We start from the raw sequence: 12,357 nt of genomic DNA on the forward strand, positions 1-12,357 counted from the left end.
CGTGGCAAACCGAAAACGGCCGCGCCGTGTCCTAATCTTCGGACACGATGGCGACCTTGCGGAAGACGACCCAGCGCGCAGCGTCCGCGTTCGCGGCACTGGCGATGCTGACGGCACCCCTGATGACGGCCGGTGTGGCCAATGCCGACCCGGCCGCGGACTGCCCGTACCGGGTGACGACCCCTCCGGCTGTGGACGCCTCCGAGGTTCCCAAGCCGGGCGATCCGACTCCCGGCCCGCTACCCGTGCCCACCAAGACCATCGGCGGTGAGGCGCTGTCGAGCTGTGGCGTGATCACTGCACCGGATACTCCCCCGCTGCCCAACGACGTGTCGGCCGAAGCCTGGCTGGTCGCCGATCTGGACACCGGCGACATCATCGCCGCCCGAGACCCGCACGGCCGGCATCGTCCGGCCAGCATCATCAAGGTGCTGGTGGCCACCGCCGCGCTCAACGAGCTCAACCTCAACAAGTTGGTCGCCGGGACCCAGGAGGATGCCAACTCCGAGGGCACCCGTGTCGGCGTCGGCCCCGGCGGCCAGTACACGATCAACGATCTGCTGCACGGTCTGCTGATGCACTCCGGCAACGACGCCGCGCATGCACTGGCCGCGCAGTTGGGTGGGATGGACCCGGCGTTGCAGAAGCTCAACATCTTGGCCGGCAAGCTCGGTGGCCGAGATACCCGGGCCGCCACGCCGTCGGGTCTGGACGGCCCGGGCATGAGCACCTCGGCCTACGACATCGGACTGTTCTACCGCTACGCCTGGCAGAATCCGGTCTTCGCCGACATCGTGCACACCCAGAGCTACGATTTCCCCGGCCGCGACGGCAATCCGTCCTACCCCGTCGAGAACGACAACAAGCTGCTGTACAACTACCCGGGCGCGCTCGGCGGCAAGACCGGGTACACCGATGACGCCGGCCAGACCTTCGTCGGCGCAGCCGAACGCGACGGCCGTCGGCTGGTGGCGATCCTCATGAAAGGCACCCGGGTGCCGATCGCGCCGTGGGAGCAGGCCGCCCATCTGCTCGACTACGGTTTCGCCACCCCGCCGGGAACCAAGGTCGGCACCCTCGTCGACCCGGACGCGTCGCTCAAGCCCAAGCCGGCCGAACCCGATGCCGCCGCGGCACAGGCCGCATCGGTGCTGCCGCCCGCGGATGCCCTGCCGGTGCGAGTCGGCGTCGCGGTGGTCGGGGCACTGATCGTGTTCATGTTGATGATGGGCGCGCGGTCGCTGAATCGCCGCACGATCCGGTGACTTCCAGCCTGCTCGATACCAGCACCAGCAACTGATCATGAATTTGCCGATTCGGCTGACAACTAATTGCCGCTGGAGTTGAATACTCCTTGAGCCTGCCAGGCCGCCGCCGCTCTCGACGGTTTGGCAGGCCCATCAACGCCAGCGGCCGAGCAGCTCGGCTGCGCCGTCTGACAGCGACTTCACGATCTGATCAGCAGTTTCAGCGCGTCGGACGGCGCCGACCCCCTGCCCCGCGTTGACCGGCGATCCGACCAGTACCCGCTCGGGGATATGAGCCGGCCAGCGATATCCGTAGGCGAAATCGTATTCGCTGGTCAACTCGGTAGCGTCGCCGTCGGCGGCAATGAGGGCCTCCCGCGCCGGAGCCGGGGTGAGTGCCTCGGCACAGGCGGCGAACGCCGTGCCGACCCAGGCAGCCGCGGCACCGGCAGCCAACACCGCGGCCACCGCCCGGGCCGAGGAAACCCCGCCGGCAGCCAGCACCGGCACATCGACGGCGTCGAGCACATCGGCCAGCAGCGGCAGGGTGCCCACCGTCGGCTCGCCATGTCCGCCGCCTTCGGCGCCCCGCGCCACCAACACGTCGACGCCGGCGTCGACCGCGCGCCGTGCCGCGTCGACCGTGGCCACCTGGGTGGTCACCGTCAGGTCCGCGTCGTGGGCCCGACGGACCCACTCCCAGTCGTCGCCGAAGCTCACGCTCAGCAGAGCCGGCCGGGCCGCCACCGCGACGTCGAACAGGTCCGGCCGATCCTGAACGACCCAGTGCACCAACCCGATTCCGAACCGGAACCCTTCGAGGTGGACGAGCTCGGGCTTCAGCTGGTCGGCGGTGGCCGAACTGCCCATCCCGACCATGCCGAGACCGCCCGCCACGCAGACCGCGGCCGCCAGCCGCCCTCCGGCCGCACCGCCCATCGGCGCGTTGACGATCGGAACGTCGATGCCCATTGACTGCGACCACGTGGTTGCCAAGCTCACAGCCTGCAATGTTACGTCGTTGTTACACTGGGGATGCCGGCACACGGCACCGGACGAGGCACACCCGTACCCGGACAGCGACAAGACGGGATGTTTGGAGGTGTGTCATGGCCTGGGTGATTCTCGTGTTCTCCGGCGTCCTGGAAGCGGTCTGGGCGACCGCGTTGAGCAAGACCGAGGGCTTCAGCCGGCTCGTTCCATCGGTCGTATTCGGTGTGGCACTGGTGTTCTCGATGATCGGGCTGGCCATCGCGATGCGCAGTCTGCCTCCCGGCACCAGCTATGCGGTGTGGGTGGGCATCGGCGCGGTGCTCACCGTCGGATTCGCGATGCTCACCGGTGCCGAGTCCGCATCGGTGGTCAAGGTGTTGCTCATGCTGGGCGTCGTCGGCTGCATCGTGGGCCTCAAGGTCGTCAGCCACTAACGCCGCAGCAACCGCGAAAGACCCAGCGCACCAATCGCTCCCGCCGCCGCGGCAGCCAGAGCGCCGGAGACGCCGAGCCCTTCGCGGATCTGCACGCGAGTGACGATCTGCGCAGGGTCCGGCGGCGGTACCGGCGCCTCGGCCAGGCTCTCTGTCGACGTCGCCGCCCAGGCGGTTGCGAAGAGGATGAGCCGCGCGGTGACGTAGGCGAACACCATCAACCCGAGCACCGGGCCGAACGTCGCTCCAGCCGGCCCATTGAGCACGGACTGCAGGTAGATCGACGCCACCTGCTTGAAGATCTCGAAGCCCACCGCCGCCAGCAACCCCGCCCGGATCGACCGGCGAAAAGGCACCGGCTCGCGGGGCAACCGCGAGATGATCCAGGTGAACAACAGCCACGAGATCGAGACCGATACCGCGATCGAGATGACGCGCAATCCGCCGCCGAGCACGACGCCGTCGTGAAGGCCCAGCCATCGCAACACTTTTCGCATCAACGCCGGATCGCCGAGCACGGTCAGCCCGACGGTGATCACCATCGCCAGAAATGCTGATACCAAGGCGAAAAGGTCCGAGAGCTTGTTGCCGACGAAGTTCGACTCGGCGTGTTGCTGCCACATCTGGCTGAGTGCCTCGCGCAGGTTGGCCATCCATCCCAACCCGGCCCAGACCGCCGTCGCCAGACCGATCACACCGACCGTGCCGCGCGATGCGATCGCCGAATCCATCAGCGTCACCAGCTGCTGACCGAGATCGCCCGACACCGCATCACGAATCCGATCCTCGATTTCGTCGAGCAGGTCGGGTCGCCGCGACAGCAGGAAGCCGCCGGCAGCGAAGCCGACCATCAGCAGCGGGAACAGCGCGAAGATCGTGAAATACGTGATGCCGGCGGCATAGAAGTTGCCGTTGCAGTCGTTGTAGCGCTCCTGCGCCCGCATGACATGGTCGAACCAGCGAAAGCGCGCACGCACCCGGGCCAGCAATCCGGGCTTCTCCGGCTCGTCCACCGCCGACCCCTCCCCTGGCGCTTATGGCGTTTGCTGGAGAAACCCTATCCTGTCGTAAACCCGCGCGAGGGTATTGCCGGCGACCTCTCGGGCGTGTTCCGCCCCGGCCGCCAGAACCGACTGGAGTTCGGCGGGATCAGCCAGCAATTCGTCGACTCGGGTCTTGATCGGCGTGACGAACTCGACGACGGCCTCGGCGGTCTCCTTCTTCAGATCGCCGTAGCCGCGGCCGGCATAGCCTTCGACCAGCTTGTCGATGTCGGCACCGGTCACTGCGGACTGGATGGTCAACAGGTTCGAGATGCCGGGCTTGGCCTCGGTGTCGAACCGGATCTCGCGCTCACTGTCGGTCACCGCTGACCGGATCTTCTTCGCGGTCGCCTTCGGATCGTCGAGCAGGCTGATCAGCCCGGCGTCGCTGACCGCCGATTTGCTCATCTTCGCCGAGGGGTCCTGAAGGTCGTAGATCTTGGCCGTGGCCTTGGGGATCATCGCCTCGGGCACCACGAAGGTGTCCGGGAACCGGGCGTTGAACCGCTGCGCCAGGTCGCGGGCCAGCTCCAGGTGCTGACGCTGGTCTTCCCCGACCGGGACGAGATCGGTGTCGTACAGCAGCACGTCGGCGGCCATCAGCACCGGATAGGTGAACAGACCCACCGTAGTGGCGTCCGCGCCCTGCTTCTGTGACTTGTCCTTGAACTGCGTCATCCGGGATGCCTGGCCGAAGCCGGTGAAACAGCCGAGCACCCAAGCCAATTGGCTGTGTTCGGGTACGTGGCTCTGGACGAACACGGTGCTACGCGTCGGGTCGATACCAAGGGCCAGATACTGCGCAGCAGTTACCAGGGTGCGCCGGCGCAACGTCGCGGGGTCCTGCGGCACGGTGATGGCGTGCTGGTCGACGACGCAGAAAAACGCCTCGTAACCGTCCTGCAGCTGCGCCCAGTGCGTGACGGCGCCCAGCGCATTGCCGAGGTGCAGGGAGTCGGAGGTGGGCTGAGCGCCCGAGAACACGACCTGTTTGCTTCCGCTACTCATGATCTTTTGATTTTCGCACTGGTGTCATCCGGATTCTTCGCGGGTCAGCTGCTGCAGCACGCGCAAGAACACTCTGCGATCGTCAGCGGAGAGCTCGCCCAGCCAACGCTCCTCGCCGCGCTGAATCTCCCGCTGCACCGCGTCCTTGACCGCACGGCCCGCTTCGGTGATGGCCAGCAGCCGGACCCGCCGGTCGTCGGGGTCGGCTTCACGTTCGATGAAGCCTTGCTGCTGCAGGTCATCGAGGGTGCGGATGATCCGGGTCTTGTCGGCGCCGATGGCCTCGGCCAGTGCCGCCTGAGTGCGCACTGCCGACCGGTCCAGCGCCGACAACACCACATATCCCCACATGGTTACACCATGGGCGTCCAACACCGGCTGTTCGGCGGCGATCAGCTCACGCAGCAACGGCGCGAGCATGGCCGCGAGGTCGGGGCGCTTCGGCACCGACCCAGCGTAGGCGTTGCCATATTATGTGCATGCGCCTATCGTATGCGTATGCCTACTATTGACACCGATCTCCGTCCCCTCCATCGCGTTGCGGTCCTGTGCTCCGTCGACCTCGTCGATGGGGTCGGCCTTTCCGATCTGGACCGCCCAACCCCCTGTGCGGGCTGGTTGTTGTCCGACCTCCTGGCCCACATGACGGTGCAGCACCGTGGGTTCGCCGCTGCGGCCCGCGGACATGGCGACGACGAGGCAGTCTGGAACGTCGAATCTGTGGCCGACGCGGTGCGTGCCGATCCGGCCGGTACGTATGCCGCGGCCGCTCACGACGTGCTCGACGCCTTCGCCGCCGACGGCGTCACCGACGCCACGTTCGCGCTGCCCGAGTTCGGGCCGAACGCGACCTTCCCCGGCGCGTTGGCGATCGGGTTCCATTTCGTGGACTACGCCGTGCACGGCTGGGACGTCGCCGCCAGCCTCGGCACGCACTACCACCTGCCGGCCGATGTCGTTGCCGCCGTGCTGCCGCTCGTGTTGGCGATTCCCGACGGCGATTTCCGCGGTAGCCCGGCCGCCCCGTTCGGTCGTGCGATCGACGCTTCGGCCGCAACGGATTTCGAGAAGGTCCTATTGCATCTGGGCCGTACGCCGCAGTGGCGTCAGATGTAAGCCGCCGCTCACTCGTGAAGAAGATCGCGAAGCACGAGCTCCAATTCAGGAAGCTTGTCCGTGATCACCTGCCAAACCACCACATCATCGACGCCGCGTATCCGTGAATCAGGATGTTGCGAAAGGCCACAATCCGCGCAAGCTCTGGAATCTGCGCTGACAATTTCTTGTCCACCTTGGATAGTTGATTGAGAGCTTCACCAACGACCTCAAGCTGACGTTCGACCGCAGAGCGGAGCAACGCATCGGCCTGGTAATCGGCGAAGGCCTTCCGATCACTGAACTGGCGAGCCAGCGTCACCGCCTACCGAGCATCCCAAAGGTACTTCCTTGCGTCACGCGGCATACAGCGCTTCCCGTGTCTGCATGACATGTTGTTTGAAGTAAGGATTTTTGATGCTCGACACCGTCACAACATCGACCGAGCGCCGAAAAATCCGCTCGAGGCCTTCCTTCAGAGAGAACGGCCACCTTGGCCCGTCTCTCGCAACATCGGTATCGGTGTCCTGCGCCGAAAACTAAGCTGAGGATTACAGCCACATACTGACCGCAATCCTCAGCACAAGCACTCCTATGCCTATCCCGACCAGGGGTCTCTGCGGCGCAGCGCACTGTGGCGAATGTGCAGCTTCTGGTGCCGACCCGTCAGCCGTAGCAGACCGTCACCGGTGAGTGATCCGACCACCGCAGTGCGTACAGCTCGGCCCGGTCCACCCGCGCCGAGGTGGCCCGGACTGCCAGCGTCGGGCTGGCCAGGTGGTAGTCGATGCGCCAGCCGGCGTCGTTGTCGAACGCCTTGCCCCGCCACGACCACCAGCTGTACGGCCCGGCCACATCGGGATGCAGCGCCCGCACCACGTCCACCCAGCCGGCGCCCAGCAACTCGGTGAGCCAGGCCCGTTCGCTGGGCAGGAAGCCGGCCTTCTTGAGGTTGCCCTTCCAGTTCTTGATGTCGTTCTCGGTATGAGCGATGTTCCAATCGCCGCAGAGGACCGCGTCGTGGGTATGAAGTTCGGACATCCGCGCCGCGAGGGTGGCCATGAACCGTTCCTTCTCCAGCTGACGGTCCGTCTCGGCCTCCCCCGTCGGCACGTACACGCTGGCCACCGTCACCCCGGCGGTGTCCACCTCGAGGTAGCGCCCGTGGGCCTCGAATTCATCGGACACCAATAGCCGTGCCGCCTCGATCGGATGCCGCGACAGGACCGCAACGCCGTTGCGCCCCTTCACATGCGGAACGGCTGAGGCCAGGTTCCAGCCGTCGGCCAATGCCGGCGCGAGCGCGTCGTTGAGCTGCTCGTCATCGGCGCGCGTCTCCTGCAGACAGACCACATCGGCCTCGGTCTCCTTGAGCCAGGCCAGGAGGCCGAGATTGTCGGTGGAGCGCTGCTTGACCGCGGCGCGAATACCGTTGACGTTGATGGTGCTGACGGTCAAAGGTGCCGGAGATGCCACGCCCAGACCCTACCGACCCACACCGACAAGGCCCTTGCGGTACCGGCGGTATCACCTTAATGTCTGGCGACATGGCTGAACGTGCTCCCATCCACCTGGGATCGGGCGAACCGATCCTGCTGCTGCACCCGTTCCTGTTGTCGCAGAGCGTGTGGAAATACGTCGCACCGCAGCTCGCCGCGACCGGGCGCTACGAGGTGTTCGCCCCGACCATGGCCGGCCACCACGGCGGCCCGCACGCCCCACTGCTCCTCGACGTCGCGACACTGGCCGACGACGTCGAACGCCGGCTCGACGAACTGGGCTGGTGCACCGCGCACATCGTCGGCAATTCTCTGGGCGGCTGGGTGGCCTTCGAGCTGGAGCGGCGCGGCCGGGCCCGCACGTTGACCGGCATCGCTCCGGCCGGCGGCTGGTCACGGTTCACGCCGGCCAAGTACGAGATCATCGCGAAGTTCATGGCCGCTCTTCCGGTGGTCCTGACCACTGCGGTGTTGCGCCGACAGTTGTTGAAACTGCCACTGACGAAGCAGATTTCCTACGTGGCCGTGAGCGCGACGCCCGATGTGCTCAACGACAGCGACCGCCAGGATCTGATCGACGACCTGGCGCACTGCCCGGCCTACTTCAAACTCATGGTCAAGGCATTGACCACCGCCGGCCTGATGGAGATCAAGAACTCGCGCACCCCGACACAGCTGGTGATCTGCGAAAAGGACCGCGTCCTGCCGGCACCGCGATTCACCCGGCACTTCACCAACAGCCTGGCCCCAGATGCCGTGGTCAAGACGCTGAACGGCGTCGGCCACGTGCCGATGTTCGAGGCGCCCGACACCATCACCCGGGTGATCACCGAGTTCGTGGACCGTCACATCGACCCGGCCCGCGCCACGGGTTAGCGGCGCGGCCGGGACCGACGCGAACTCAAGCCTTCTCGGCGGCGGCCAACACCTCGTTGAAGGTCTTGCTCGGCCGCATCACCTCGGCGGTCTTCTCCCGATCCGGGTAGTAGTAGCCACCGATGTCGGCCGGCTTGCCCTGTGCGGCATTGAGTTCGGACACGATCGCCTGCTCGTGCTCGCCGAGCGCCTTGGCCAGCGGCGCGAAGTGCGCGGCGAGTTCCTTGTCCTCGGTCTGCTCGGCCAGCGCCTGCGCCCAGTACAGCGCGAGGTAGAACTGGCTGCCACGGTTGTCCAGCTCACCGGTCTTACGTGACGGGGACTTGTTCTCGTTCAACAACTCTCCGGTCGCGGTGTCCAGCGCGGTCGCCAGCACCTTGGCCTTGTCGTTGTCCAGCTTGTTGCCCAGATCCTCGAGGCTGGCCCCCAGCGCGAGGAACTCGCCCAGCGAATCCCAGCGCAGGTGGTTCTCCTCGACCAGCTGATGCACGTGCTTGGGCGCCGACCCACCGGCACCGGTCTCGTACAGCCCGCCACCGGCCATCAACGGCACGATCGAGAGCATCTTGGCGCTGGTGCCGAGCTCCAGGATCGGGAACAGGTCGGTCAGGTAGTCGCGCAGGATGTTGCCGGTCGCGGCGATGGTGTCCTGGCCCCGGATGACGCGTTCCAGCGTGTACCGCATGGCCCACACCTGCGGCAGGATCGTGATGTCCAGGCCTTCGGTGTCCTCTTCCTTGAGGTACGCCTTGACCTTCTTGCGCAGCTCGTTCTCGTGCGGGCGCTCGTCGTCGAGCCAGAACACACACGTCATGCCCGACAGCCGCGCCCGGTTGACGGCCAGCTTGACCCAGTCCCGGATCGGGGCGTCCTTGACGATCGGCATGCGCCAGATGTCGCCCTCTTCGACCTCCTGGCTCAGCAGCACCTCGCCGGTGTCGATGTCGACGATCTTGGTGACACCGGCCTCGGAGATCTCGAAGGTCTTGTCGTGGCTGCCGTACTCCTCGGCCTTCTGCGCCATCAGACCGACGTTGGGCACCGTGCCCATCGTGGTCGGATCGAACTGACCGTGGGTCTTACAGAAGTTGATCATCTCCTGGTAGATCCGGGAGAACGTGGACTCCGGGTTGACCGCCTTGGTGTCCTTGGTGCGGCCGTCGGCGCCGTACATCTTGCCGCCGAGCCGGATCATCGCCGGCATCGACGCATCGACGATGACATCGCTGGGCGAGTGGAAGTTCGAGATGCCCTTGGCCGAATCCACCATGGCCAACTCGGGCCGGTGCTCGTGGCAGCGGTGCAGGTCCTCGATGATCTCTTCACGCTGCGAGGCCGGCAGCGCCTCGATCTTGCTGTAGAGATCCGACAGACCGTTGTTGACGTTGACACCGAGCTCGTCGAACAGCTTCTCGTGCTTGGCGAAGGCGTCCTTGTAGAACACCTTGACCGCGTGGCCGAACACGATCGGGTGGCTGACCTTCATCATGGTCGCCTTCACGTGCAGCGAGAACATCACGCCGGTCTTGTAGGCGTCTTCGATCTGCTCTTCGTAGAACTGGATGAGCGCCTTCTTGCTCATGTACATGGAGTCGATGACGTCGCCCTCGTCGAGCTTGACCTCGGGCTTGAGAACGATCGTCTCGCCACCCTTGGTTTCCAGCTCCATGCGTACGTTGCGGGCCTTGTCCAGCGTCATCGACTTCTCACCGTGGTAGAAGTCGCCGGTCTTCATGGTGGCCACGTGAGTCCGGGAGGCCTGCGACCACTCACCCATGCTGTGCGGGTGCTTGCGCGCGTACTCCTTGACCGCCTTGGGGGCACGGCGGTCCGAGTTCCCTTCCCGCAGCACCGGATTCACCGCGCTGCCGAGGATCTTGGCGTAACGGTCCTTGAGCGCCTTTTCCTCGTCGGTCTTGGCTTCCCCCGGGTAATCGGGGAGCGCGTAGCCCTTGCCCTGCAGCTCCTTGATCGCAGCCATGAGCTGCGGGACGGAGGCACTGATGTTGGGCAGCTTGATGATGTTGGTTTCGGGCAGTTGGGTGAGACGGCCCAGCTCGCCGAGGTTGTCCGGGACACGCTGTTCTTCGGTGAGGTAATCGCCGAACTCGGCCAGGATGCGGGCCGCGACCGAGATGTCACTGGTCTGGATGTCGATCCCGGCCGGTTCCGCAAAGGCGCGGATGATCGGCAGGAAAGAGTACGTCGCAAGCAGCGGCGCCTCGTCGGTCAGCGTGTAGATGATGGTCGGCTGCTGGGCAGTCATGGTTGGTCTCCCGGCGTCAGTTCGGCTCGACGAGGATCACTCGTTTCACCCGTGGCTTTTCGCTGCTGTCGTATCGCGGGCCAGACTACAAGGGCGCGAACCGCCGCGAAGGAGCAGCTTTTATTACCGACCAGTAACTTTGGGTTACGTCAAGGCGTCCGGAAACCCCGGCGCCCCCTTCGAAGTGAACGTGTTCCAGTCCGGGTCCCGCGGCCGTGGCAAACACCCGGAAGAACCGACTGGCACCGCCTCGACGCATTGCGATAAGCTGCAAGCCGGTCATGAGCGCCAGCGACAAGCCCCGGCTTGCTGGCCGGCAACCCTCCAACCGCGGTGGGGTGCCCCGGGTGATGACCAGGTTGAGCAGCTGTATGCGGCTGTAAGGCAAGCGCGGGTCCGTCGGATCGGGCCCCCAGAGAGACAGGGAAACCTGATGGAGGCCACCCATGTGTTGTTGTCCGTGACCTGTTGCCGTCCGCGCGCCGTCTGTGACGGCGGGCCAGACGCCCGGTAGACGACCCCACCTTCCTCATCCCCTTCCGCGGAGGAGACGAACCCACCATGGCCAACGCCGAAAACTGGTCCTTCGAGACCAAGCAGATTCACGCCGGTCAGACCCCAGACAGCGCGACCAATGCCCGGGCGTTGCCGATCTACCAGACCACGTCCTACACCTTCAACGACACCGCCCACGCGGCGGCACTGTTCGGTCTGGAACAGCCCGGCAACATCTACACCCGCATCATGAACCCGACCACCGATGTGGTCGAACAGCGCATCGCAGCCCTTGAGGGAGGCGTGGCGGCACTGTTCCTGTCCTCGGGGCAGGCCGCGTCGACGTTTGCCCTGCTGAACATCGCCGGGGCCGGCGATCACATCGTGTCTTCACCGCGGCTCTACGGCGGCACCTACAACCTGTTCCACTACACCCTCGCCAAGCTCGGCATCGAGGTGAGCTTCGTGGAGCACCCCGACGACCTCGATTCGTGGCGCGCCGCGGCCCGGCCGAACACCAAGGCGTTCTTCGGCGAGACCATCTCCAACCCGCAGATCGACATCCTCGACATCCCCGGCGTCGCCGCGGTCGCCCACGACACCGGTGTCCCGCTGATCGTCGACAACACGATCGCCACCCCGTATCTGATCCAGCCGATCACCCACGGTGCCGACATCGTCGTGCACTCGGCGACCAAGTACCTCGGCGGACACGGGTCGGCCATCGCGGGCGTCATCGTCGACGGCGGCACCTTCGACTGGGCGGCAAGCGGACGGTTCCCCGGGTTCACCAGCCCCGATCCCAGTTACCACGGCGTGGTGTTCGCCGAGCTGGGCGCACCGGCCTATGCACTCAAGGCCCGGGTGCAGTTGCTGCGTGACTTGGGGAGCGCCCTCGCACCTTTCAACGCCTTCCTGATCGCGCAGGGATTAGAGACGCTGTCGCTGCGTGTTGAACGGCACGTGGCCAACGCACAGAAGGTCGCCGAACACCTGGCCGGCCATGACGGGGTGACCTCGGTGAACTACGCCGGACTTCCCACCTCGCCGTGGTACGAGCTGGGCCGCACACTCGCCCCCAAGGGCACCGGCGCGGTGCTGTCGTTCGAACTGGCCGGCGGAGTGGAGGCCGGCAAGGCTTTCGTCGACGCGTTGACCCTGCACAGTCACGTCGCCAACATCGGCGACGTGCGTTCGCTGGTCATCCATCCCGCATCCACGACGCATCAGCAGCTCAGCACCGAAGAGCAACTCGCCAGCGGTGTCACCCCCGGCCTGGTACGGCTGGCCGTCGGTATCGAGGGAATCGACGACATCCTGGCGGACCTGGAGCAGGGCTTCGCCGCCGCCCGGCCGTTCAGCGGGGTGCCGCAGACTGCGGCGACGGTGTAGGCAGCGAGA

At 65.8% G+C, this 12,357-nt stretch carries 12 protein-coding genes and 2 riboswitches; of the genes, 5 read left to right on the forward strand and 7 right to left on the reverse strand.

Translation table 11 applies throughout. The annotated features are described in order from the left end of the window. Positions 1–47 precede the first annotated feature (47 nt). The gene (locus A5740_RS23235) at positions 48–1,265 is read left to right on the forward strand and encodes a D-alanyl-D-alanine carboxypeptidase family protein (RefSeq protein WP_076198018.1); all 1,218 of its coding nucleotides are present in this window, start codon (positions 48–50) and stop codon (positions 1,263–1,265) included. 135 nt (positions 1,266–1,400) lie between these two features. On the opposite strand, the gene A5740_RS23240 is transcribed toward A5740_RS23235, so the two are convergent. Then, positions 1,401–2,249 (reverse strand): nitronate monooxygenase, encoded by an 849-nt coding sequence (locus tag A5740_RS23240; protein WP_076198020.1) that lies wholly within the window; start codon positions 2,247–2,249, stop codon positions 1,401–1,403. 29 nt (positions 2,250–2,278) lie between these two features. Next, a riboswitch (guanidine-III (ykkC-III) riboswitch) is annotated at positions 2,279–2,344 on the forward strand. Between the two features lie 12 nt (positions 2,345–2,356). Between A5740_RS23240 and A5740_RS23245 the strand changes: the two genes are divergently transcribed. Further along, the gene (locus A5740_RS23245) at positions 2,357–2,674 is read left to right on the forward strand and encodes a multidrug efflux SMR transporter (RefSeq protein ID WP_076198022.1); all 318 of its coding nucleotides are present in this window, start codon (positions 2,357–2,359) and stop codon (positions 2,672–2,674) included. Here the strand turns inward: A5740_RS23245 and yhjD are convergent. From yhjD to A5740_RS23260, 3 genes are read right to left on the reverse strand one after another with little or no spacing between them, the layout of a single operon-like run. Beyond that, a complete protein-coding gene (gene yhjD / locus A5740_RS23250) occupies positions 2,671–3,687 on the reverse strand; it encodes an inner membrane protein YhjD (protein WP_076198024.1) in 1,017 nt (338 codons plus the stop codon). The genes A5740_RS23245 and yhjD overlap by 4 nt on opposite strands. Positions 3,688–3,708: 21 nt before the next feature. After that, entirely contained in the window at positions 3,709–4,725 is a 1,017-nt protein-coding gene (trpS, locus tag A5740_RS23255) for a tryptophan--tRNA ligase (RefSeq protein WP_076198026.1), read from the reverse strand. 24 nt (positions 4,726–4,749) lie between these two features. Then, complete coding sequence (locus A5740_RS23260; protein WP_076198028.1) at positions 4,750–5,145, reverse strand: MarR family winged helix-turn-helix transcriptional regulator; 396 nt, start codon at positions 5,143–5,145, stop codon at positions 4,750–4,752. 78 nt (positions 5,146–5,223) lie between these two features. Here A5740_RS23260 and A5740_RS23265 point away from each other — a divergent pair, with 78 nt between their 5' ends. Next, positions 5,224–5,841, forward strand: coding sequence for a TIGR03086 family metal-binding protein (locus tag A5740_RS23265; RefSeq protein ID WP_371454793.1), 618 nt, complete (start codon positions 5,224–5,226; stop codon positions 5,839–5,841). 64 nt (positions 5,842–5,905) lie between these two features. Here A5740_RS23265 and A5740_RS23270 read toward each other — a convergent pair whose 3' ends face one another. Continuing rightward, entirely contained in the window at positions 5,906–6,142 is a 237-nt protein-coding gene (locus tag A5740_RS23270; RefSeq protein ID WP_217696709.1) for a DUF86 domain-containing protein, read from the reverse strand. Positions 6,143–6,486: 344 nt separating this feature from the next. Further along, positions 6,487–7,296: an exodeoxyribonuclease III gene (locus tag A5740_RS23275; protein ID WP_254849311.1), complete on the reverse strand. Its 810-nt coding sequence runs from the start codon at positions 7,294–7,296 to the stop codon at positions 6,487–6,489. A gap of 71 nt (positions 7,297–7,367) precedes the next feature. On the opposite strand from A5740_RS23275, the gene A5740_RS23280 reads away from it, so the two are divergent. Then, positions 7,368–8,195, forward strand: a complete 828-nt coding sequence (locus A5740_RS23280) for an alpha/beta fold hydrolase (RefSeq protein ID WP_076198080.1) — start codon at positions 7,368–7,370, stop codon at positions 8,193–8,195. A gap of 25 nt (positions 8,196–8,220) precedes the next feature. On the opposite strand, the gene A5740_RS23285 is transcribed toward A5740_RS23280, so the two are convergent. Further along, the gene (locus A5740_RS23285; RefSeq protein ID WP_076198034.1) at positions 8,221–10,461 is read right to left on the reverse strand and encodes an NADP-dependent isocitrate dehydrogenase; all 2,241 of its coding nucleotides are present in this window, start codon (positions 10,459–10,461) and stop codon (positions 8,221–8,223) included. A gap of 277 nt (positions 10,462–10,738) precedes the next feature. Then, a riboswitch (SAM riboswitch) is annotated at positions 10,739–10,858 on the forward strand. Between the two features lie 164 nt (positions 10,859–11,022). Here A5740_RS23285 and A5740_RS23290 point away from each other — a divergent pair. Next, complete coding sequence (locus A5740_RS23290; protein WP_076198036.1) at positions 11,023–12,348, forward strand: bifunctional o-acetylhomoserine/o-acetylserine sulfhydrylase; 1,326 nt, start codon at positions 11,023–11,025, stop codon at positions 12,346–12,348. The last annotated feature ends 9 nt before the right edge of the window (positions 12,349–12,357 follow it).

The organism is Mycobacterium sp. GA-1841, assembly GCF_001954135.1.
Classification (GTDB): domain Bacteria; phylum Actinomycetota; class Actinomycetes; order Mycobacteriales; family Mycobacteriaceae; genus Mycobacterium.